Source organism: Nostoc sp. DedQUE12b, from assembly GCF_034530835.1.
Lineage (GTDB): Bacteria > Cyanobacteriota > Cyanobacteriia > Cyanobacteriales > Nostocaceae > Nostoc.
Window position 1 is genome coordinate 1 of record NZ_JAVRCI010000099.1, and the last position, 22,315, is coordinate 22,315.

20 protein-coding genes and 1 pseudogene are annotated in these 22,315 nt (G+C 39.7%); 7 read left to right on the forward strand and 14 right to left on the reverse strand.

Going from position 1 to position 22,315, the window contains the following annotated elements; genetic code table 11:
• Positions 1 to 328: 328 nt before the first annotated feature.
• From RMY16_RS29190 to RMY16_RS29200, 3 genes are read right to left on the reverse strand one after another with little or no spacing between them, the layout of a single operon-like run.
• Positions 329 to 1,084 (reverse strand): hypothetical protein, encoded by a 756-nt coding sequence (locus tag RMY16_RS29190; RefSeq protein ID WP_322739299.1) that lies wholly within the window; start codon positions 1,082 to 1,084, stop codon positions 329 to 331.
• Between the two features lie 33 nt (positions 1,085 to 1,117).
• On the reverse strand, positions 1,118 to 1,858 hold the full coding sequence (locus RMY16_RS29195; RefSeq protein WP_322739300.1) for a ParB N-terminal domain-containing protein: 741 nt from the start codon (positions 1,856 to 1,858) through the stop codon (positions 1,118 to 1,120).
• A complete protein-coding gene (locus RMY16_RS29200) occupies positions 1,858 to 3,222 on the reverse strand; it encodes an AAA family ATPase (RefSeq protein ID WP_322739301.1) in 1,365 nt (454 codons plus the stop codon). Before RMY16_RS29200 ends, RMY16_RS29195 begins: the two co-directional genes overlap by 1 nt.
• A 264-nt stretch (positions 3,223 to 3,486) precedes the next feature.
• On the opposite strand from RMY16_RS29200, the gene RMY16_RS29205 reads away from it, so the two are divergent.
• The 3 genes from RMY16_RS29205 (at position 3,487) to RMY16_RS29215 (ending at position 5,246) form a co-directional block, all read left to right on the forward strand.
• Entirely contained in the window at positions 3,487 to 3,855 is a 369-nt protein-coding gene (locus tag RMY16_RS29205) for a zinc ribbon domain-containing protein (protein WP_322739302.1), read from the forward strand.
• A 173-nt stretch (positions 3,856 to 4,028) separates the two neighbouring features.
• Entirely contained in the window at positions 4,029 to 4,766 is a 738-nt protein-coding gene (locus RMY16_RS29210; protein ID WP_322739303.1) for a hypothetical protein, read from the forward strand.
• A gap of 210 nt (positions 4,767 to 4,976) precedes the next feature.
• Positions 4,977 to 5,246 carry a hypothetical protein gene (locus tag RMY16_RS29215; protein ID WP_322739304.1) on the forward strand — a complete coding sequence of 90 codons (270 nt, stop codon included), beginning with the start codon at positions 4,977 to 4,979 and terminating at the stop codon, positions 5,244 to 5,246.
• 57 nt (positions 5,247 to 5,303) lie between these two features.
• Here RMY16_RS29215 and RMY16_RS29220 read toward each other — a convergent pair whose 3' ends face one another.
• The 10 genes and pseudogenes from RMY16_RS29220 to purD all read right to left on the reverse strand — a co-directional run bounded on the left by RMY16_RS29220 (position 5,304) and on the right by purD (position 14,470).
• On the reverse strand, positions 5,304 to 5,555 hold the full coding sequence (locus RMY16_RS29220) for a hypothetical protein (RefSeq protein WP_322739305.1): 252 nt from the start codon (positions 5,553 to 5,555) through the stop codon (positions 5,304 to 5,306).
• A 163-nt stretch (positions 5,556 to 5,718) separates the two neighbouring features.
• Positions 5,719 to 7,665 carry a two-component system sensor histidine kinase NblS gene (gene nblS / locus RMY16_RS29225; RefSeq protein WP_322739306.1) on the reverse strand — a complete coding sequence of 649 codons (1,947 nt, stop codon included), beginning with the start codon at positions 7,663 to 7,665 and terminating at the stop codon, positions 5,719 to 5,721.
• Between the two features lie 321 nt (positions 7,666 to 7,986).
• Positions 7,987 to 8,331: a XisI protein gene (locus tag RMY16_RS29230; protein WP_322739307.1), complete on the reverse strand. Its 345-nt coding sequence runs from the start codon at positions 8,329 to 8,331 to the stop codon at positions 7,987 to 7,989.
• Positions 8,319 to 8,735, reverse strand: coding sequence for a XisH family protein (locus RMY16_RS29235; RefSeq protein ID WP_322739308.1), 417 nt, complete (start codon positions 8,733 to 8,735; stop codon positions 8,319 to 8,321). Before RMY16_RS29235 ends, RMY16_RS29230 begins: the two co-directional genes overlap by 13 nt.
• A gap of 121 nt (positions 8,736 to 8,856) precedes the next feature.
• Positions 8,857 to 9,759, reverse strand: a pseudogene (locus tag RMY16_RS29240) (Druantia anti-phage system protein DruA); the annotation flags it as partial.
• Positions 9,760 to 9,774: 15 nt separating this feature from the next.
• On the reverse strand, positions 9,775 to 9,930 hold the full coding sequence (locus RMY16_RS29245; protein WP_322739309.1) for a hypothetical protein: 156 nt from the start codon (positions 9,928 to 9,930) through the stop codon (positions 9,775 to 9,777).
• A gap of 46 nt (positions 9,931 to 9,976) precedes the next feature.
• Positions 9,977 to 10,126, reverse strand: a complete 150-nt coding sequence (locus tag RMY16_RS29250; protein WP_322739310.1) for a hypothetical protein — start codon at positions 10,124 to 10,126, stop codon at positions 9,977 to 9,979.
• A 93-nt stretch (positions 10,127 to 10,219) separates the two neighbouring features.
• Positions 10,220 to 11,650, reverse strand: a complete 1,431-nt coding sequence (locus RMY16_RS29255) for an ATP-binding protein (RefSeq protein ID WP_322739311.1) — start codon at positions 11,648 to 11,650, stop codon at positions 10,220 to 10,222.
• Between the two features lie 11 nt (positions 11,651 to 11,661).
• On the reverse strand, positions 11,662 to 12,894 hold the full coding sequence (locus RMY16_RS29260) for a DNA double-strand break repair nuclease NurA (RefSeq protein WP_322739312.1): 1,233 nt from the start codon (positions 12,892 to 12,894) through the stop codon (positions 11,662 to 11,664).
• 277 nt (positions 12,895 to 13,171) lie between these two features.
• Positions 13,172 to 14,470, reverse strand: coding sequence for a phosphoribosylamine--glycine ligase (gene purD, locus RMY16_RS29265; protein WP_322739313.1), 1,299 nt, complete (start codon positions 14,468 to 14,470; stop codon positions 13,172 to 13,174).
• Positions 14,471 to 15,264: 794 nt separating this feature from the next.
• Here purD and RMY16_RS29270 point away from each other — a divergent pair.
• The 4 genes from RMY16_RS29270 to RMY16_RS29285 all read left to right on the forward strand — a co-directional run bounded on the left by RMY16_RS29270 (position 15,265) and on the right by RMY16_RS29285 (position 18,991).
• Positions 15,265 to 16,239: an NAD-dependent epimerase/dehydratase family protein gene (locus RMY16_RS29270; RefSeq protein ID WP_322739314.1), complete on the forward strand. Its 975-nt coding sequence runs from the start codon at positions 15,265 to 15,267 to the stop codon at positions 16,237 to 16,239.
• Between the two features lie 366 nt (positions 16,240 to 16,605).
• Positions 16,606 to 17,352 carry an SDR family oxidoreductase gene (locus RMY16_RS29275; RefSeq protein ID WP_322739315.1) on the forward strand — a complete coding sequence of 249 codons (747 nt, stop codon included), beginning with the start codon at positions 16,606 to 16,608 and terminating at the stop codon, positions 17,350 to 17,352.
• Between the two features lie 6 nt (positions 17,353 to 17,358).
• Positions 17,359 to 18,276 (forward strand): gluconolactonase, encoded by a 918-nt coding sequence (locus RMY16_RS29280; protein WP_322739316.1) that lies wholly within the window; start codon positions 17,359 to 17,361, stop codon positions 18,274 to 18,276.
• A 148-nt stretch (positions 18,277 to 18,424) separates the two neighbouring features.
• Positions 18,425 to 18,991, forward strand: a complete 567-nt coding sequence (locus RMY16_RS29285) for an antibiotic biosynthesis monooxygenase (protein WP_322739317.1) — start codon at positions 18,425 to 18,427, stop codon at positions 18,989 to 18,991.
• 576 nt (positions 18,992 to 19,567) lie between these two features.
• Here RMY16_RS29285 and hetF read toward each other — a convergent pair.
• Entirely contained in the window at positions 19,568 to 22,069 is a 2,502-nt protein-coding gene (gene hetF / locus RMY16_RS29290) for a cell division protein HetF (RefSeq protein ID WP_322739318.1), read from the reverse strand.
• Between the last annotated feature and the right edge of the window lie 246 nt (positions 22,070 to 22,315).

The window sequence follows — 22,315 nt, forward strand, 5'->3', positions numbered from 1 at the left end:
TAACCAATTTTCACTGGTGGCCGACAGTTGCGGCTTAATTATGGGTAATTTACCGGACATGATATTAGAGGCTCTGCCTCCAGTCAGATATTGAGTCTCTGACTCAATGAATGCATTCCCAGTCTCCGACTGGGAACGAGGAAAAACAGGAAAGTCTTATCAAGCTAGGTTTTTAGGACTTGTGTGTACACCGTAGCCAATGCATCGGGGGGATTAAGGGGGGTGAAAATGTGATTAAACACAGCCGAACACTTTTAAAACAACCTTTTAGAGATTGACATATTGTGCAACTTACTTTTGACGTTATTTGGAAAAGAATATGGCAAATCTACCTATTTTGTGGAATAGTTGGGGTAGGTTGGTAACTTGAACTGGATCTCAGTTGACTAATCACGAAGAATGTACCAAGAGTTAAGGCTATTGATACAAGTGCGATCGCTAAAGAGTTAGTCTTCCAAAAGCTTAGTTTTCCTTGTGTATAAGCCCTATTGGCTATATTCACTTCTCGCCTAGCCTCTTCTAAAATGGATTGGAGAGCATTTATCTGCTCATCTTCTAGTTCTGCATACCTATCTTGTCTAAAAGCACTTTCTAGAATTTTTACCTTTTCCTCAGAAGATACTTGAGCTAGTTCTCTTCTGACAACTTCATAAGGATTAGTTTGCTTTACAGGTTGTGAGGATGGAGTTTGAGGGTTTGGTTGAAAATGTTGCTGATGAAATTTCTCCAGTTTCTCATGCTTGATTGGTTCTGAGGATTGATTTAGCCGAATTGGTGGTTCAATCGGAGTATCTTGTCGAATTTCTTTTTTGGTAAAACTGTAGACGTTATTTTGCGTTACAGGTTTTGATGATTGGTTTTGAGGTGTTCGTGGTTGAGTTGGGATACGCTCATTATTAACTATTTCATTTGTCTTTAATGACCATTTATACTCACTATCTTGGACAACTATATTTTTCAATGAAGAATATAAGTAATGGTTGACTTCCCGTCTTTCAACACCCAGCATTTCAGCAATTTTTACTGCTCTTATGGGAGTGCCACGTTTTAAGATTTCAACAATTTTAGATTCCAGACTATTCATATTAACCACCAATTTTAACTTTATAGAATAAAGTCAGACTGTACCTTCTGCAAAAATATCGATAATCTTTAGCATTGTTTTGTCACCTAAGCCCTTGATCCGATCAACTACATTGCTAAAAGATTTGAATTTACCATTGTCACGCTCACTGATTATTTTTTCAATTATTTTAATATTGATACCAACCCGTCTCAACTTAGAGGTAAGCTCAGATATACCCAAAGTATTAAGTGCTTCCAATGGTTCCATTGGTTTCGGAATTCGATTTTCAATTTCCTTCAGTCTGTCATGAATATTTTTAATTTCATGTCTAAACTCTGTCTGTAATTCAAGAGTACGGTTTTCAAAACGTGATTCAAGGTTTGTTACGCGAGACTCTGTGTTGATAGACCGTGATTCCATATTTATTAAACGCGATTCAATACTATCTGAACTAACAGTTACATTGTTGGGAATAAACGCTTTTGATTTTCTAAATAGTTCTACTTGCTTTGTTAAAAGTTCTTCATTTTCCGACTCAATTATAAATACTCCAATCATCTCTCCTTTACGAATATCTATTTCTCTAGCTCTAGCCGCAGCATAATACTCAAAGTCGCCATCGACTACTTCAAAAGATTGCAAACTTGTTCTGCGGACTACAATAGGGTTAACAACACCTTCAGATTCTAAAATTAACTGAGCAGCTTGTTCTAGCTCATCATCTGCAAAATTTGAACGAGGTTTGCTGGAGCTAATTTTCTTGACAGCAACAAGTGAAGTAGATAGTTTCATTAATCTAATCCTATTTTTTGTAAAACTTCTATTGCTAGTAACTCAAATTCTTGTGCAGCCATTGAATCTGGCTTAAAATCAAGTACAGATATCGGATCAGCTATCTCCATATCTCCTATAGTTAGAGATTTTTCAGCACATTTTGCTAGATCATCTCTATCATAAATTACTGTATCCATGACTTGGATATCATACCGTTTCGGAATTGCTTCTAGTCTTTTAGGTAAAGTATGTTTCACAAATTGATTGTTAGTAGATATCTTACAAGCAAGGACACCTAAAGTTTCAATAGGAGGTTTCCTTATTTGTTTTCTAAATGTATTAATGCCTTTTATAAACTCTTTAACATTTGTTAATCCTTGGTTTGCAAAAGGTTTTAGGTCAGATGGAATAATAAGATAATCAGAGGTAATCAAAGCAATTCTCGCATACAGATTGAGTGATGGTGGAGTATCTATAAGGACAACATCATATTTATCTTTTACATATTCTAACTTCTCAATAAGTACCAATCTACTACCCTCAAGAGCATTTAAATCAGTTTCATTTCTCATCAGATTGATGTGTGCAGGAACAACATCAATCTCAGGATTGCAGAAATTAGATTTTCTGGCTACTTCTGAAATAGGATACAATTCTTCAGATTGTAATACTTGGAGAAGATTAGAATCCTTGATATCATCAAATTCTTCATCATCAAATTTGACTAAACCTGTGGCAAATGTAGTATTAGCTTGGCTATCAAAATCAATTACTAAAACTCTTTTACCCTTTTTTCTAATAGCAGCAGCTAGATTAACTACTGTTGTTGTCTTACCAACGCCACCTTTGTTGTGATAAACTGCAATTATTTTCATTGAATGTTCTCTCTTTATTTCTATAATTGAATTATTTCCATGTACTTGAATTTCAAAATCATCTTTAGACTGCCTATTTGTGAAACTTTCCCTAGCAATTAAACCTTTAATTTCCTCTATCCTTGCTTCAACTTCCTTCCCAGAACATTGAAATATTAACTGAATATCAGTCTGCAATTTTTGATAAATTCTAATCTCTTTGCCATTAGTCAGCAATCCATACCTGATATTCAAGCTGGTTAAATAATGCCTGAGTCTGGGGATATGATGATTTAAGTTTTGTTTGGGATGCTTTGCCTCCATGACGACACTCAGCGGCGAGTTGGCATCTAAGACGAAGGGAATCACTTGGGCAGCAAATGCTAAGAAATCTAAGCGGATGCTACCAACGGCAACTTCTTGATGCCAGGTGTCAGGAGTATAACCTAGCTGTGGTAGCAAATATTGCACTATGAGTTTGCTTTCAACTTCGCTTTCGTTACGGCATAGCTCAGGATTAAAAGGCAATATTTTTCTACCTCTAAATAATTATTGGAGTTGGGACAAAACCTGATATTTGCTAAATTATGGCATAGCTTTAATTAGGTTGAGTGATATAAATCACTTATAAAATATAAAAAATCATTATAAACCTAGTACTTTTGCTGATAAAGTAACCAATTTTGAGAGCTAGCCATATTCAAAATTAACAGGCTACGTATGTATTTCCCCATTATCCCTGTAAATGGCTAGAATCAATAGTGTTTACCTATTTGCGCTAAAGGTAAGGTTTTGGCTACTGTATCTTGTCCCCGCTGCCATCAACTTGTTGATAGTCAAGCTATTAGTTGTCCTTATTGTCGGACTACACTCAAAGCTTACGGTCATCCCGGTATTCCATTGCACCGCGCCGCTGGGGATGGGTATCTGTGCGACACCTGCACCTATCATGCTGATGATACTTGCAATTTTCCTAAACGTCCTTACGCCAAAGACTGTACCCTCTACCAAAATATTGAAGAGACAAAGTTAGAGTTGGAACAGCAGCATTACACTAACAGTTTTGCAGTAACTGTGAAAAGTTGGGTAAAACGCAATCAGGCTTTGGTGTTGGTTTTGGGCTTATTATTGGTCTGTTTGTTCTTCAGTCTAGTAACTTAAATGAGTTTAAAACAATCGCCCAGATAACGGGCGATTAGTTATCAGTAAAAAAATTGTGCGGCAATAAATAAAACTTAATCTTGCTTTTTGGAAATTTTGACGATCTTTAGGGATCTATTTTGGATTGTTTTAAGCTTCCTAATTCTGTTGCAGAAAGTTTATTGGAATCGGTTTTGTCAGATACTAATCTAAATCACGATGTTACAGAAAAGAGAGATTTATTTTTCTTTCATTTGAGACATCTAGCTTTAGAGTTGTCACCCACTATTCAATCTATTTTGAAGCTGATTCCAGATGTTGGAATCAGGTCAGCCGAGATTGCTCATATACTTAGCTTCGATAATACGACAGTCAATAAGCACCTAAAATATCTTGTAGAGTCAGGCTGGCTTTGCAGGCAAGTATCCAATACCAAAACCCAAGGTAGAAGTGGTTACGCTTATTTTCCTGTTGCTGGAATTAATGCTGAATTAATTCAATTTTTATTAGAAGACAGTGACCAAGCTTCAAACAGGGCATTAATTCACTCACAAAATGGGCATTACGATTATGACAATGTATCTAAACTTGGCTCTTCAAAGACTGGCGCTATTCCTGCTGATATCCAGTTAACATCTCCAGGTAAACTGATGTCAGAAAATCATTTTAAGGACAACTTAGACGATAGCAATGCAAACATTTTTATGAAATCCGAAGCAACTCAGCAAAAAGCTACTGCTCCATCAGCATCTTCAGAAAATAATCTATTAATGCCTGGAGAAATCATGTCGAAGATTAAGGAATTGTTGGTACTTCGCCGCGAACTCAGGATTGTAGAGCGTAAAGTCAGCATTATATATAATGAATTGCGCGATCTTGGTGGCAAAGATGCTGAAAAACTAATAGCTGAACTGGAATCAGAAAAATTTTAGCCAAAGCGGCGAGGTATTAGTCTTAGCGCTTGGTGAACTCATGGACGGCGCTTGATGCTAGACATATCTCTTAAATTCAGTGCTGAGGGTTTCGATTACCCTCCACAATGTTTGCATACCTATGTACTTTACAGCCGCTTCAAGCTTGCTAGAGGAGCATTATGAGATTAACGCAATGCATTTTAGAGGAATAATTGCCAGGATAAAATAATGTTGACAGTAAAAACTATAAAAGCCGAATTTGACAACGCAGAATCCTATGGGTACGTTTATGGCTATATAGTACGCAAAGATATATTTCCTGTTTATGTCACTCTTGGCAAAGAACAAGAGTATATTTCATCGCCATTGGACGACAAAAATACTGACTTTAGAATTTTTGCAAGCTGCACCGTTTACATTGCCGAAACAGATGAAGAACTTGATAGGGAAAAGTATATAGAAATAATTCCAGAAATTAAAGTAAGAATATTCTGCTGAATAATTAATTTTAGCTTGCAAGTAAGGTGTAAGTAACTTACAAGCTCTATTAAAGAATTAACTTCTCCGTTTTCCCATATTAGGAATTTTCTGGAGTGCTATTTGGCTGCGGTTGTCCTCTATAAACTGTTTCAAGTCGTCTAGCCTTACTTGAACTGCCTGACCATTTTTAAGTTGAACAGTACCCTCAATATCATCAGCCTCTCTTGAGCTTATGGTACTGTTCTGCAACTTTTGTTGAGTTGCAGATACCTTATTTTTACTCCGCAGCAAACCCCAGAAATTTTTCAATCTATAAGATAGGGTCATTTTAGTCACACAAAGTCACTTTCTTAGAAAAGGGCTGATTCGCCTATATTACCTTTAACAATTTTCTATCACATAATTCCTCTATCTTGTGACAATTATCATACTTTTTATCGTAACTTTATTAAAAAAAGCATCATAATCAGACATACGCAGTCCCTTGTCTTCAAGCTGTGATGATGTTGGATGTTTCTGCAATAGGTTCAACTTGTATAGGTGGCGCTTTTTCTTCAAAGATGGCTAAGTCGAACCAAAAAGTGGTGCCAATGCCGACTTCACTCACGAGATGGACTTTACTACGATGTCTGTCAATGATATTTCTGACAATCGATAAACCTAAACCCGTGCCTTCTAGGGTGTGAACTCGGTTTTCTACGCGAAAGAAGCGTTCAAAAATTGAGTGTTGATCTTCTGTAGCGATGCCAATTCCAGTATCGGAAATTTCAATCCGCACTGGAGCAGATTCGGTGTGACTGGGTTTGAAATCTAGTTGGTAGGCGCGGATTGCTACTTTACCACCGGCTTTGGTGAATTTAAGGGCATTACCAATCAGGTTGCCAAACACTTGTACTAACAGATCGTAATTACCTAATACTAGCGGCAAATTAGGGGCAACTTCCTGAACAAGTTCAACACCTTTATCTTTTGCATTGAGTTGGTAAGTACGCAGGGTTTGCTCGATCGCTTGGGCTAAATCTACGCCGTCAAAGCTGTAGTTGCGGCCAGATTCGAGTTTTGACAAATCCAAAACATCGTTAACTAGGCGGGTGAGGCGATCGGTTTCATGGTTGACTGTTTGCAGAAACTCTTGCCGTTCTTGTAAAGCCAAGTCTTCGCCGTAGTCGTGCAGGGTTTCAATATAAGTTTTAATGTTGAATAGAGGCGTTCGCAGTTCGTGAGAAACGTTGCTGATAAATTGACTTTTTGCCTCGTTTAGTTCGACTTCACGGGTTATATCTTGAATAGTAATCGCAATACCTTTGATGCTTTCTCTTTGCAAGTTGAGTACTGTAGTCAAGAGAATGCGAATCGTCCGTGGGATGGGTTGGTTAATAAAAATTCGGAATTCGGCGCTTTCGCATTCCCCTGCTGCCATTTCGTACAAGGGACGAGTGATTTCGATTTGTACCGATGCTGGCAAGTGATGTAAGACATTGCAACCTACGACATTAGCGGCTTCCCAGCCAAAAATTCGCTCTGCTGTGGGGTTGACTAAAATCACCTGCATGTTGTTATCAATCAACACGGCGCCATCTGCGATCGTTGAAACTAGGGTTTCTAACTTGGCTTTTTCTGCGGTCAGTTCCTCAATATTCTGTTCTTCATAACGCTCTAATCGCTCTCCCATTTCATTAAAGCTTAAAATTAACTCCCCTAGTTCGCCCCCTAAAGGTAAATCAATGCGCTGCTTGAAATTCCCGGTAGCAATTTGCTTCACCCCCACCAATAATTCTTTAATGGGCTTAGTAATGGTTAAGGCGTTAATCACTCCTGCCAAAATCACCATTACCCAAATGGTGATAAAAACAGCAATGGTGACATCGCGGGTAAAATTGGTGGAAATGACAGCAGTCTGATTGGGGTTGATGCCGATCGCTAATACACCTAAGTATTTTTTATTGACAATCAGGGGAATAAATACATCGGTGACTGTCCCATCTGGGGTCATGTGTTGCCGCACCATCGGCTTTTCCCCATCGCCAGGGTAATCTTCTGGTAGTTGTATTCGCCGTTTAATGGTAAGGGAGTTTTCTACCTCAGCTTCCCAAAAAGGAATGCCAAAAAAGATTTGCCCGGTTTCATCGGCGTAGAGCATATAACGCACGCTAGAGGTGCTGCTATAAAAGCGTTGAGAAAATTGGGCAACCGCAGTGAGATTATTGTCAGCGATTAAGGGGGCAACGTTAGCAGCAAGCAGCAGCCCTAAGTCACGACCAAAGCGGGTGTCATTCATCCGCGCATCCTGCTGAATTGTATTCACAGCCCAAAATGTCAGACCACTCATCACCAATGAAACTACCATTGTCGCCACAGCCAGCAGTTTAGTCTGGAGAGTGAACTCCGACCACCAACTAGCGATCGCATGTCGAATTGTTTTTAACAGATTTAGCATCTTAAATAAAGTTGTTAGTAGTCTTTGTTATAAAGCCCAACAACTTAAAAATTAACAGTTAATTTGACAAATATGTTAGGGAAAGAGGGAATGGGGCAGTGTGGGAGGTCTACCTAATTAAGGTGGTCTTAACGAATTTACCTCATTTCAGCCATAATAGTTAATATCCAGTTGAGGATTAACTCGTTAAACCCCATTTTTGTGACTATTTGATTATGCACAGATGAGCAGTCTAACAAAAATTCAACCTGTCGTAATTCTGAGCTAATTATCCGGCTCAAGTTAGCGGCGAGCAAGATCGTTCAAACCAAACCTTCATCGCTACGATGCTACTGCAAAATCTGTGTACTGCCGCATCTTAGGCTCATGGAATGCCAACACGATATCTTCCTTGGCAACACCTGCACGAACTAGGTCAGTTGCGATTCCATCTTCAGTCCAATCTTCCTCAATCCAGAATTTGCAATCTCGAATCCGAACGTATACAGTCATACCAGTAATGCGTTCGCCATTTTGCCAACCAAGGTTCATCCAAATATAGTGACCCTTTGGCTCATCTATAATTAAGAATCTTTCGATGTCTCGGTTAGGACGACGGTTACATAGTTCTACATACTCTGTCAAGATCCGCTTAATTATCTGGGGATACTCAGTTAATTTATCCATTGTGTGATTTCCTCTGTTTCTGTATCGACAACAATCAGTGGAAGTTGATGTTTGTGGAGGATGAGTTGAATCACATCCTGGTTCAAAAAATTTTTATAAACGATCGCACCAACAGCAAGGTAAAGTTTACGCTCTGGTACTGTTTCCTCTAAAAGATAACGGTAGATGTCATACTGACCGAGAGCTTCTTTCAAATCTTGTATCTTTGATGCGCCAACAAAGCTTTTCACTTCAACAACAAGTTTTTGCCCATCTCGTTCAGCTCCAATTGGGCGTTCAGCACCGAGATCAGCGTACAACGTTGTTCTTCGATACTGAATTACGTAGGGGTCGTCTGTAATAGCCCAGCCGTCTTTTATGAGTGCGTTTTTTACCGCATTATGGATAATGTCTAACTTGGGCATAACTTAAGTATAGCGCCAGCCTTCAAGCCGACATCAGGCTGCATTTGGATTGGATGTCTTAAACATTAAATTAACTTTTAAAAATATTGCAGGTATCTTAACGTATAAGCTTTAGAAAAATTTACAAATCAAGTTCTAACTCCAAATTAGTTTGCAAAGTATTCAGTCTAGGAGTGACCCATTTTTTATGCCAGTAGCTTATTAAATCTCTCTGAGTAAAGTCTTTCCATACAACCTGATTTGTATCTCCCAGCAAATACTTTTGCCAATTTTCAGCCAAGGTGCAACGATAATATCCTCTTTGCCAACCAATACTAAGCATATCTTCTGACAAGCCAAGTTCACGTAAACCTCTTTTTAAGATACGCATTTTCCAAATTGGACCCTCGCCAAATTTGTAACTATTAAAAACATCATCTGGTACAATTTGTCTAATTAGTTCCCAACTCCCATTTGCTGTTATGTGAAGATGGCTTTGCCCTTTCGTATAATCTATAAAATCCCAGTTTGCTAGGCGATTATAAATTGCTGATTTACCAAATGCTCCTAGTGTATCGATATAAACAAGATAAGGCTTTTTATTTTCTCCAGTAATAACAGAAGGACTATCTTTATATTTTTGATAAAAATCTTTACGAATTTTTGGAAACATTAAAGTAAGGGCAATCAGCTTAGAGCCAAGTACCTTATTATAGGGTGGTATTGCTCCTAGAATATAGGCAGTCATACAGTTATATAATCGCTGCATCTTTTGCTCTTTTGTCCACCCTATAGATTGGTCATCTCTAACACCCAAACCAATAACGGGATCACAAAGACCAACTATCCCTATCAACTTATCATTTTGATGATCGAAGACAAAGTATCGAATGCGTCTTCCATAACCGACTGTAACAGGTACTGACCAATAGGAGGTAGCATATGCCCAAAGTCGTTGATGCTCGGCTTTGGATTCAACCATAACAAGATAAAGATTAATTCTAGATATATCAATATCTGAAGGTTGTGCGAGATATTTCTGAACCTTGCTTTTATACTCTTATCCTTTTGAATTCGTTTGTTCAGCTAATTTTCGCTGAACTTCTCTGAAGTCTTCTACAAGAACTTTATGTGTTTTTTCGTGCCATATAACTCCATAATCTTTTAGATTACTAATAATTTTCTGCTTCAGAGCTAGTTTGTGCTTTTCTTCCATTATGTTTTTTATCTGAAAATGCGTAAGATTGCACTTCTAGCTCAAATTAATCTTTGAATTTAGCCTCTGAATAAACCCTTCCTGCTACAAGATTTTCAAACTCAGTGACGCGCACAGGAAGCGCAAAAGCTTGATCGGATGAAACCATATATAGATTACCTGCGATCGTCTCGCACTGAATAAAGTTTGATATCACTCCATCATAGTTGATGTTGGACTTTACAAGTGCTTTAATGTCATCAGAATTACCCATATGCAAAGCAAAAAAATTTTCTGCTTGGGTTCTAATTTAATCAGAAATCGCGGAGGGGCGTTGTGTTACAGCGACTAATCCTAATCCAAATTTACGTCCTTCCTTTGCCACTCTGACAAACGGATTTGCATTAGATTTAACAAATTCCTGAGATAAAACATTTTGGGCTTCTTCTACAAAGACAACAGTATTAACAACTTCTTCTGGCTCATCTGAAGTAAATTTCTCTTTGTTACTCTCAAACAGTTTTCGAACCAAAATAGTTGAAATAATACTGGCATCCATATTGTCTTTCAAGGATAAATCGATAATGACAGTTTTTCCTTGCTTCAAATATTTGAATACATTTTCTATAAGATTTGATACCCTAGAATGTAGATTACCTTCATCAATTAGATGGCGAATTCTCTTCCGAATTGCCATAATTGTTTTTCTCGCAGAGACATCCTCCTTAATATTGCCCTTTGTATCTTTCTTTTGTTCGCCAAAGAAATCAGAAAAATCTCGATAAAGATTGCTTGGAGTTTCAACGTAATCATCGATATTTTCAATAAAGTTAGATATACCGTCTTCATCAAGATATAGAAGAAAAGATTTCATCACTTCAGAAAAACCAGCCCCAAAATTCAATATATCACCTACTGCTAAGTGCTTATGCATATTGAGTGCGACTTTACCACCAAAAATAAATCTATTTTGTTTCGTATAAATATCAGGTAGTTTCTTGTCAGAATACACGACAACATTATCACGAATTGAGCTTTCATTAATATCTCCCAATCCGTATGTAGCTGTGCCACGTAAAAAATATTCACCATTCAAATCGAAAATCAACTTTCCATATGAAGTATCACGAGTCATATGGTAGAGAAGTACTTTTACAAGATTGGTTTTTCCGAAACCAGATTGAGCAAATACCATCGTGCGTCTGTTACGCAATTTATCAATCTTAAAGAGAATTGGTCCCTTATCTTTGAAGACCGTTTCTCCTACACAAAGATATCCAATTTCAACGCCATTCTCATTCGTTTTATTGAGGATTGAGTCTATCTCGCGCTTGTTCAAATGTCTTGCGATGTAAGAAACAATTGGTAGTTTTCTCACAGCAGTTGTGAAAGCGATTGTAGAGCCACTGTCTGTAAATGTGCCTAAAATACGAACCTTGTATGTATAGCTGAACATCTTTTGCTTATCTCGTTCAGAAAGCTCTCTTTCTGCAATTCGAGCATAATGTACAGCAATTAAAGTTTTATCTTGTGATTTGAAAATAGGGTCTTCGTCGTAGATTTCAGCCTCAACTCTCGCAAGATATTTTGTATTACCCTCATCTTTGGGAGTCAAAACAATAAAATCACCAGTTTGTGGACTAGCTTTAGCATCTTCATAGGAAGAATAAATTAATAGTGCATCCTCAGTTGTTTTTTGACCATATAGAACGCCAAAATCTGCTTTGTTAGTTTTCGACATAAAGAGTCCTTTTAGAATCTGTCATGCATATCTAGAAAAAGATTTTCAATATCAACGTTATCCATTCTTTGATCTCTATAAAGAGAGTACTTCAAACGAGCAATTATTTCTTCTTTAAAGTTCTTTTTCAGAGAGATAAAATTGTGAACTTCACATAGCGGATAAGGATATCCAAGAATGTAATGTTCCTGAGTGAGTCGAGTTAGCTCCTTAAATATTAAAGCTAGTTCTGCTCTATCTCTTTCCAAGGTGTTTGATCCAATTTCTGGAATAGCATCAAAGATATTGACATCCAGTATAAGCCAATCGTAGTTTTGTAGCTTTTCCACATAATCTAACCGAGCTGCCATAAACAACCCAAATCCTCTTCCGCCGCGAATCGATTTTTTGATAAACATATCTCCCTGATATGCTGCCTTGAGAACTACATCAGGAATTTCAAACCAGCAACAAAGTTTCTTGCGCTTTGGATCTGTTTCTACAAAAGGATACTCATACTTAAGTTGATCCTGAAGATAATTATCAATCTGTTTAAACGTATAAGCTAGTTCCATCTTGGTAAAAGATTGTTTAGTAACAGCAACTACCTTAACTCCCTTATGATGAGTATAGTCTCCTAACTTCACTAAGTAAGACTGTTTCATTTGTAGAGGGCGCAACGTACCATCTCGTAAAATAAAATCTCCAGCCTTTGTTTCTGGACGTTCAATGATTTCAAGAATAAGCGCAATCTCCAAAACTTCCTGACAGAATCCCAGTAGTGTTGATAGATTTGCACAAATTTGTTCTCTTTTGTACGCAAAAACCTTATCTGGTGGATCTTCTAGAAACTTGAATAGACATTTTATTGGCTCTAAAGTTAGAAGCTCATCGTAAATATCATTCAAGTGGCCTGGATGTGTAATAAGAATATTATGTGGATAATATGCCTGTCCAAGTATTACTGGATCGTCTAATGAGTTCATTCTAAGCTGCTTACCCTTGTGAAAGCAGATGTAACCAGCAGCATAAATGGCGATGCATAGACCGTTGTAGAATTGCTCACTGTTATAACTGCCATCTATCGCATAAAATCTTCTATCACTGTCATCAATTTGATCAAACGGAATGATTTCAAATATTTGAGGAGTTTCTATATTCTCCTCATGTCCAATTACAGGAATACCATAACTTTTGTTGCTTCTTGTGTTGATATGTTTGGCAACCAACTCAATAGCACTATCAGGGATTTCTTTTCCTGGCATATCTTGCCTTTATACAGTATTACTTTAGAAGATTTTACCTAATGCTTTTAATCTTAGTATAATATTTGTCTGGTAGCTTGTCATACAAACATTATCATTTACGTCTACGATGCCTAAACATAGTTCAATCTAGGCATCGTTAGCTATTCTATACCTGTTAAGTATGTAGGATTGTCCCTGCGGTGTACCCCATTGTCAGCCTATTGACACATAATAGAGTTTCATAATGCAAGAATCACTCGCACAGTTTCCTGAACAAGCAACATCATGCAATCGCTTATGGAGTTTCCCCCTGCTTTACCCTGACTATTTTATGCCCAATATCCCTCCGGTAATACATTCCCTGAAACTGAATATGTTTGATACTAGCGTAGGCTTGGGCGATCGCTTGCTCAAAATTTTCTCCGATTCCCGTCACATTTAATACTCGACCTCCATCTGTGACTATTTCTTGTTGCTGGTTTAATTTTGTACCTGCATGAAATACAGTTGCTCCTGCTGCTTCTGCTTCCTCAATGCCAGTAATCACCTGGCCCTTTTCATATTCTCCTGGATAACCACCAGAAGCGGCAACAACAGTGGCAGATGCTCCCCCTTTCCAAGCAATAGGCGGCAATTCACTCAATCGCTGCTGTACACAGGCTAGGATTAACTCTTCTAGGGGTGTTTCTAACAGTGGCAAAATCACCTGGGTTTCGGGGTCGCCAAAGCGACAGTTAAATTCCAAAACCTTCAAGTCGCCATCGGGTGCAATCATTAACCCAGCATACAGTACACCTCGGTAATCAATACCTTTAGATCGTAAGGTGGCGATCGCCTTTTCTAGTACTTCTGTTTGAATGCGTGCCATCAACTCTGGTGTAGCGATGGGTGCTGGGCTGTATGCTCCCATCCCGCCAGTATTTTCGCCCGTGTCGCCGTCACCAATCCGCTTATGATCTTGCGCTGGCAACAAGGGTCTAATTGTTAATCCATCAGTCAATGCTAAAACTGACACCTCTTGCCCAATCAAACATTCTTCAATGACGACAAATTTACCAGCACTGCCAAATTGTCCCTGAAAAATTGCATCAACGGCACTTTCTGCCTGTGCAACTGTTTCAGCTACTGTTACACCCTTACCAGCCGCCAAACCATCAGCTTTGACAACAATGGGCGCTCCCTGAGATTTGACGTAATATTTTGCTGCCGTAGCCTCAGTAAATACCGCAGCCCGTGCCGTCGGGATTCCTGCTTCTTGCATCAGGGCTTTTGCCCAAGCTTTACTCGCCTCAATTTGCGCTCCAGCTCTGACTGGGCCAAATACCATCAATCCTTTATCTTGGAGGTAATCTGTGATTCCCTTAGATAGGGGAACTTCTGGCCCAACTATTACCAAAGTTATGCCATGTTCTAGAGCATATCGGCTCATCCCCTCAAAATCATCTACTGCTAAAGGCAAGTTTTGACAACGTTCCATAGTTGCTGTGCCCCCATTCCCTGGTACACAGACAACTTGCTCAATTTGCTTAGATTGCAACAGTTTCCATGCCAGAGCGTGTTCGCGCCCCCCATTACCGACAACTAAAACTTTCACTGATTTCCTCGTGCGTCCCTTGCAAAATGAGAATACCTGATTCGACTCTCGCGGATCAATTTTTTCATCAATTCTCACACTTGTGCAAGTTTCTGAATGATTTAGTATACCTCTTGTAAAAGTCCCCTAAGATTCCACTTCCAGCCCCTCGCCGCCTGCCTACGTGTACACAAGTCGAATTACCCCCCTTAATCCCCCCGATGTTTTGGAGGGAACTAGATTTCTTGTTTCCCTCCCCTTTATAAAAGCTACCGTGTACACACAAGTCAAATTACCCCCCTCAATCCCCCCGATGCATTGGGGAGATGCCGGAAAATCTAGTTCCCTCCCCTTTGCAAGGGGAGGGTTAGGGTGGGGTAAAAACTTGGGTTTTTCAGCTATTTCAAACTTGTGTGTATACCGTAGCCTTTATAAAAGGGGAGGGTTAGGGTGGGACCTTGGTTAATCACCTATTTTAGACTTATGTATACACCGTAGCCAAGGGGGGTGGAGTTCTTTTATTTATGCATCACTTTAATTATTTGATCTACTGACCTATTTTAGTTGTTGAATTCCAACTGCATTTATTTAAAAAATAAAATTTCACTAATTAGTAAAATTTTATTTTTTATTATTAGTAATTAATAAATCAAGTTGATAACACATTCTCAGTATAAGTGTATTATTTTAATTATCTTTTTTTGCTGATACAATTCAACCTATCTATAAAAAAATCCTCAATCGACAACCAATTTTTGACTATAATTATTAACTTGTGAATATCGCGGTTAATCAGGATATAAAAAATCGGCAACATGGCTAAAATTATCGTTACTGGAGTCGCAGGCTTTATTGGTTCTCATCTTGCAGAAACATTGCTAGAACAAGGCAACGAAGTGATCGGGATTGATGAATTCAATGATTATTACGATCCGATGTTAAAACGAAACAATGTTGCACACTTGTATCGTTTACCTGGTTTTGCATTAATTGAAGGAGATATGCAGTTTTTAGATTGGCAGAAACTCCTAAAAGATGTTGATGTAGTTTACCATCAAGCGGCACAAGCAGGGGTCAGAGCAAGTTGGGGTAAAGCTTTTCGAGGCTATACAGAACGAAATGTTAACGCTACACAAGTTTTGCTGGAAGCAGCTAAGGATGCTAAACACCTAAAAAGATTAGTGTTTGCCTCTTCATCTAGTGTATATGGTGATGCAGAAACATTACCTACCCACGAGCGAATTTGTCCTCAACCTGTTTCTCCTTATGGCATTACGAAGCTAGCAGCAGAGTTTTTGTGTGAACTGTATTATAAGAACTTTGGTCTGCCCTGTGTGACATTGCGCTATTTCACAGTCTACGGGCCCAAACAGCGCCCAGATATGGCATTTCATAAGTTTTTTCAATCCATTTTGCACGATGAGGCGATTCCTATTTACGGCGATGGTCAGCAAACGCGGGAGTTTACGTTTGTTAGTGATATTGTCGCCGCTAATTTAGCTGCCGCCACCGCACCCGAAGCAGTGGGAGAAATCTTTAATATCGGTGGTGGTAGTAGGGTGGTTTTAGCAGAAGTCTTAAATACGATTGAAGAAATTGTTGGGAAGCCAATTAAAAGAAACCACATACAAAAAGCGATGGGAGACGCACGTCACACGGCTGCTGATGTATCAAAAGCACAGAAAATTCTCGGATATAAGCCGCAAGTCTCCCTAAAAGAGGGCTTGACACAGGAATGGGAGTGGGTGAAATCTTTGTATTCCCTATCCTCCAAAATAATCTCTTTTTAATTAATCAAACTACCAGATATTTACACTGGTGGTTTCTTAATTTACTCAAAAACGATAGGCAAGGGCGATCGCTTTGTGAGTCTAGGGACTTGCAAAAAATAAATTATCCCAAATTATTTATAGATTTTTAGGGACGCAAGGCCTTGCGCCCTTACGACGGGATCTTTTTTTAACTGGAAGTTCCCTATCCATATCAGCAATATCCCTAGCATTACTGTGCCTCTATGAAATATGTAGTTTTTGAACTTACCCATATTTAGTGTTTATTGTCAATACATAAACACTAAAATATATTGCTAAAATCAATTTGCTTAATTTACAACATCTCAGTACAGTAAATTTAAAAGCAGTTTGAAGGTCATAAAAATGACGACTCAAAAAAGGATTGCTGTAGTTACAGGAAGTAACCGAGGGCTAGGATATGCAATTTCCCGCCAATTATCCCAATTTGGCAACCGCGTAATTCTGACGAGTCGTAATGAAACAGATGGTCTTGCTGCTAAACAGCAGTTGTTCAGTGAAGGGCTTGATGTTGACTATCACAAGCTGGATGTTACCAATGATGGAAGCGTGCAGCAGTTTACCGAGTGGTTGCGTGAAACTTATGGCAAAGTAGATATTCTGGTCAATAATGCAGGTGTAAATCCCACAACAAAGCCTGAAGAATCCAGTTTACTGACTGTGCATCTGGAAACGATGCGATCTACTTTTGAAACTAATGTTTTAGCGGTACTCAGAATTTCTCAAGCACTAATTCCGTTAATGAAGGTGCAAAACTACGGTCGTATTGTCAATATCTCAACGGAAATGGCATCTCTGGCGTCAGTTCCGGGAGACTACTACCCTTTAGCGCCTTCCTACCGACTCTCAAAGGTGGGAGTGAATGGACTAACAGCGATTTTGGGAAAAGAACTCCAAGGTACTAACATTCTTGTAAATGCCTATTCTCCAGGTTGGATGAAGACCGATATGGGAGGAGATGATGCTCCATTCACAGCAAAAGAAGGAGCGCAAACAGCTGTTTATTTGGCAACACTTCCCGATGGAGGAGCGCAAGGACTATTTTTTGCAGAGATGCGAAAGTTTGGTGGCCCCATTCAATTACAGTGGTAGGTTAAGATGGGAAATTCCGCAGTTTTACCGCCTATTTACGTTGATACAACCATTGAATTAGCGCCTGCTAAAGTTATTGCCTCCTTCCCTGTCAATACTTTTTTGGAAAATCTAGCAATCGCACCAGATGGCACAATATTTGTAACTAATCACGAAGTTGGCGAGATTGTTCGTATTAGTCCAGATGGCAATCAGCAGATTCATGCCACTGTTGAAGGTAAAGTAAGTGGTCTTGCTTTCGCTGCCAACGGGGGTTTAGTGGCAACAGGCTGGAATGCCGATTCTATACCAGTGGTTTCTTTAGTAGCCAATGATGGCACAGTGGAAACCTTGCTGAAACTGCCAGATGCAATATTTCTCAATGGCATCACTCCGTTTTCTAACACTCAGTATTTAACAGCAGATTCTTATCGGGGTGCAATTTGGCTGATTGATGTCGCTCAACCTCGCGCCTCAATTTGGCTAGAACATCCAATGCTTGCTCGTAGCAATTCGGAAAATATTATTCCGGCTGCAAATGGTTTGAAGTGTTTTGGTGATTTTCTCTACGTTTCAAATACGGAAAAAATGTTGCTGTTGCGGATTCCCGTTGATACCGCAAATCGACCAGGTGAACCGGAAATTTTTGTAGAGCAAACTAATATTGACGACTTCGCCTTTGACGTGGAAGGCAATCTTTATGGAGCAACGCACATATACAACAGTGTGGTGCGAATTGCAAGCGATCGCAGTACTACTATTATTGCTCAAGCCGAGGCAGGTGTAATTGGCAGCACAGCCGTGGCTTTTGGTCAAACACAGAGCGACCGCACCGCAATTTATGTTGTAACTAATGGTGGGATGTTTTTACCTCCACCCACTGGTGTCGTTCCTGCTAATGTTGTTCGGCTTGAAGTTGGAAAACCTGGATATCCCTTGGCTTGAGCGTGGCCGAATTTTAGATTTTAAATTTGGGATTTTCAATTCAAAATCCCAAATTTAAAAATGTTTCACAGCCAGCAAATTTCTACTTGCTCTGCAATTGATAAACTACGTGAGAAAATCTAAAATCAAAAATTGATTGGCATAAATAATGGAGATAGAACAGAACGATCAATTTGTAACCGTGGTTATTACACAACTTGTCAAACCTGGATGCGAAACTGCTTACGAAGCTTGGTTGAAAGAGATTACCAGGGTTTCTAGAACTTACGTGGGTCACATGGGAACAAATGTGATTTGTCCTCAACTTGGAGTGCGAAATGAATATGTGATTATCTTCCGATTTGACAGTTATGAAAATTTAGAGGTGTGGATGACATCGCGCGATCGCGAACATTTGCTCAATCAAGGTAAGCATTTAGTTGAATCCGATCCTTATGTTCAAAAAATTAGTGGATTAGAAGCTTGGTTTTCTCTTCCCGGTCAACCATTAAAAACTCCACCGCGCTATAAAACAGCTTTGCTAACTTGGGGAGCTGTATATGTGTTGATTAATTTATTGAATACGTTCTTAGTACCCCTAATCCGAGGTTTACCACCCTTGATTATTTCGTTGATTATAACGATTATTATGGTTTTGCTATTAACTTATATTGTCATGCCTAAAGTTAGCCGTTTGTTTAGCTTTTGGCTATATCCTAAATCACGAAAAATTTAGCAATTAACATTATTTTAACTAACCTACTTTGGCTATTTTACGATTGCCTCCTCTTCTGAGTCAAAAACAATTAGGGACTTGCAGTTAAAAAAACCTGAGTTCAGGATAAGCTGAAACCTTGATTTAGTCGTTAGTTTCAACAGTGTGAAACCCTTATTCTTTTGTCCAATCAATCAAATTTTAGTCCTTAACCCGAACTGGTGTTAAAAAAATATTCCATCCCGGCAGGACGCCCCGCGAACATAGGGGCGCAAGGTCTTGCGCCCCTACAAATATTTATCTTTTTGCAACTCCCTTAACATTTAATAATTATAGCCGTAGTCACACAGATTAGGACAGTGGTGATTGCTCAAAGTCTTGAAAAAACTGGATTTTTACTCAGCACTCAGCACTCAGCACTCAGCACTTAGCTATAAAAGCGATCGCGCCACGACCAATACGGTTCGGATAAGCATTTTTCACTTTCCTTATGATCTGGGGAATGGGTTTGCGGGTAAAGGGGAAAGGATGTATTCAAAACCTTTCCCCTTTCCCCTTTACCCTTTAACCGAACCGTATTGGCGCCACGACAATATATTACTGTTTTTCACCTTTTTCCTGAAGGAGCGATCGCCAATCTTCAATCGCCTTCTCTGTCCACAGCCAATTTTTAGCTAATTTATCTACCTGGAAATTTTCTGGATCGGACTTGAGAACTGTTTGCCGCAACTTAATCGCTTCATTTAGATATTGTGTCTGCTTACCATTAGATTGACTAAGTGCAGATTTATACAATCCAAGAGCTAAACCAGCATAAGAAGTTAAAGCATCTTGAGGAACTGCTGTATTTCTGGATGTTGAATTTGTGTTCTGTTCTTTGAGAGCTAAATTCAAAGCCTTGAACCAAGAATCATTGGCGCGATTCAGATTGCCTTCTGTGTAGTAGGCAAATCCCAAAGCGTTATTATACAAAAGCGATTCTGGTTTAGCTTTGGCAGCAGTTTCCCAATAACGACGGGCATCATCGACACTATAGTTATTGTCTCCAGTTTGGATAGACTGCCACGCCAATCTTCCCTTGTAAAAATTCACAGAGGGATCGTCAGCTTGTTTACTAGGAATTAGTTTTAAGGAAGTTTCAGCCGCAGCCAGTGCGCCCCGATTGAGTAGTTCTTCTACAGCCAATAACCCACCTTGCAAATCACCCTGGCTCAATTTTTCCGTAGCAGTAGCGGTGACAATTCCAGTCGTTTCTATTCCTAAATCGATATTGGGCTGCTTTTGAATCGTTCGAGAATCAGGTAGAGACTGGGTGGGAATTTCTGGTATTTTAGGCAGTGCTTGGGGGCGATTTTGCCACCACCAATTTAAACCGATCGCAGCAGCGATCGCACTGATCCCCACAACGCTTACAATCGGCCACAGCTTGCGGCGACGGGTACGATTTCTTGGCGGGGGTGGTTGCGATTGCAAAAAATTAGAATTTTGCCAATTTTCTTCACGGTTTCCAGGAGTTGCAGGTGGCGGTGGTGGAACTTCTCCCCACAAATCTGCTGACTCTTCTGAGGAAGTCATTTCCTCTGAAATCTGGCTTTGGTGAAGACTATTTTCGCGAATTTGTTGATCTGATTCAGTTGGAGCTTTTTGGTTATCTAGCTGACGAAATAAATCCGAAACTATCGCAGAATCTTCTTCATAGCTTGGATCGTCATACTCAATTTCATCAACCAGATCGCCCCAAGTATCTTCACCCAGCCAATCCAACCCAGAATCCCGTGTCAAACCAGAAGGAATCATGTCTTCCATTCCTAAAGGCATCTCGCTATCATCAGGTATACCAGGGTACATCGTGGAAGTTACCCCTAAAGGCGAACTATACTGATTCAGCGAATCTGTACTTGCAGATACCTCAGCTTCCTGACTTAAAAAACCGTCAAATTCTGGCTGGAGATATAAAATCGGTAATGCCCAGTACATCTGGTGAGAACCATAAGCAGAAATTAATCCTTGGCGCACCCGACTTACACACAAATCTACTGGATATCCCTGATTTAAATTGCGGTAAAACAATTGTGTGAGCGTCAACGCCACTTCATCAGGAATCCGTTCTGACATCGCCAAAACGCTTCTAATTCCGCGCTTCACCAGACTTTCCGCTAAGTTTCGTTCGCCAGTATCTCCAGAGGGATTGGACGCTGCTGTGTAAGCGCCCAAGCAGGAATTAAACACTGCCATTTGGATATTATTGTTGACGAGCAAACCTGCCAAATCGTCCCCAGTTAAGATTTCCGTTAAGCCAGTTCTGCGACTAACAAGATAAATTTCTCCGCCATTTGCGCCTAAATTACTATGACCAGAGTAGTGGAGAACGTGGTATCTGCCTTGTTCTAAGGCTTGCGTCAGTTCTTCCCGTCCTGGTTGGTCTAATACAGTGAGTTCAATTTCTGGGAAACGATTGCGGCCTTCACCAGGTCGTGACGTTTGACGGTGAAGTTCCGCTTGCAGTTTAATTGCTTCTTGTTTCTGTAAGTCAAGACGGACTTGATCTGAGGGAGAAGCAATTACCATCAAGACTCTGACACCACCTTGTTCTTGTGGTGTGGGCATATTTTGTGAGCGCAAAGGAGAAGCCCCCAAAATTCCACTTTGGAAGCGAGAAAAAGCCACATAAGGCCCAGTGGCCAGAGGGCGATCGCCTGCGTGCATGACTTCCCAAGGCAAACGAGCTAATCTAGTGTCTTTTAGCCCCAAGCGTAACCGTAGTACTTGCTGATGGTTCTGGGCAATACCTTGGGCAGTAATCCAACTATCTCTGAGAGTGCCTTGAAACAGGGCATTATAAAATTGTTGACCCAACGCCACCAAATTCACAGAGTTTCTGGCAATATCACTTTCATGCCCGCCAGAGGTAAATGGATCTCCTTGCAACACCGAATTCAACGGGTCATTCATCAAATGCCCAGCAGCCATCAACCAATCAGCTATAGGCCAAGTCACCAATTCTTCTGCCAATGGTACCCCAGGCGCGACTTGTTCCGTCCGCACCAAGTAGTCATTTTGCCCTACAGGAGTTACCGAAATGTGGAATTCCTGGGTCACAGTTTCTCCTGTTCGCCTCCTAAATCTGGTTTGAAACGCGAAAGTTTCAAGTCGATTTTTCGCTTCCTCTGATAATTTAGATGCATCCTGCCCCTGAATGTTTCTGATTCGGTGTCGTTTTGGTTTTTCTGCCTTTACAACTTTATCCGGATCGGATTACCTGGGTCTAGAACACTTAATTGGTAGATGCACCTTGATCTTCAACTCCCCTAGTAGGCTAACACCCACTGGGGGTTTTTTTATTTT

Bases quoted from the DNA above. Each gene is read 5' to 3' on its own strand.
- RMY16_RS29190 (WP_322739299.1), bottom strand. From the start codon at position 1,084: ATGAATAGTCTGGAATCTAAAATTGTTGAAATCTTAAAACGTGGCACT.
- RMY16_RS29195 (WP_322739300.1), bottom strand. From the start codon at position 1,858: ATGAAACTATCTACTTCACTTGTTGCTGTCAAGAAAATTAGCTCCAGC.
- RMY16_RS29215 (WP_322739304.1), top strand. From the start codon at position 4,977: ATGTTGACAGTAAAAACTATAAAAGCCGAATTTGACAACGCAGAATCC.
- RMY16_RS29220 (WP_322739305.1), bottom strand. From the start codon at position 5,555: ATGACCCTATCTTATAGATTGAAAAATTTCTGGGGTTTGCTGCGGAGT.
- nblS (WP_322739306.1), bottom strand. From the start codon at position 7,665: ATGCTAAATCTGTTAAAAACAATTCGACATGCGATCGCTAGTTGGTGG.
- RMY16_RS29230 (WP_322739307.1), bottom strand. From the start codon at position 8,331: ATGGATAAATTAACTGAGTATCCCCAGATAATTAAGCGGATCTTGACA.
- RMY16_RS29235 (WP_322739308.1), bottom strand. From the start codon at position 8,735: ATGCCCAAGTTAGACATTATCCATAATGCGGTAAAAAACGCACTCATA.
- RMY16_RS29245 (WP_322739309.1), bottom strand. From the start codon at position 9,930: ATGGAAGAAAAGCACAAACTAGCTCTGAAGCAGAAAATTATTAGTAAT.
- RMY16_RS29255 (WP_322739311.1), bottom strand. From the start codon at position 11,650: ATGTCGAAAACTAACAAAGCAGATTTTGGCGTTCTATATGGTCAAAAA.
- RMY16_RS29260 (WP_322739312.1), bottom strand. From the start codon at position 12,894: ATGCCAGGAAAAGAAATCCCTGATAGTGCTATTGAGTTGGTTGCCAAA.
- RMY16_RS29270 (WP_322739314.1), top strand. From the start codon at position 15,265: ATGGCTAAAATTATCGTTACTGGAGTCGCAGGCTTTATTGGTTCTCAT.
- RMY16_RS29275 (WP_322739315.1), top strand. From the start codon at position 16,606: ATGACGACTCAAAAAAGGATTGCTGTAGTTACAGGAAGTAACCGAGGG.
- RMY16_RS29280 (WP_322739316.1), top strand. From the start codon at position 17,359: ATGGGAAATTCCGCAGTTTTACCGCCTATTTACGTTGATACAACCATT.
- RMY16_RS29285 (WP_322739317.1), top strand. From the start codon at position 18,425: ATGGAGATAGAACAGAACGATCAATTTGTAACCGTGGTTATTACACAA.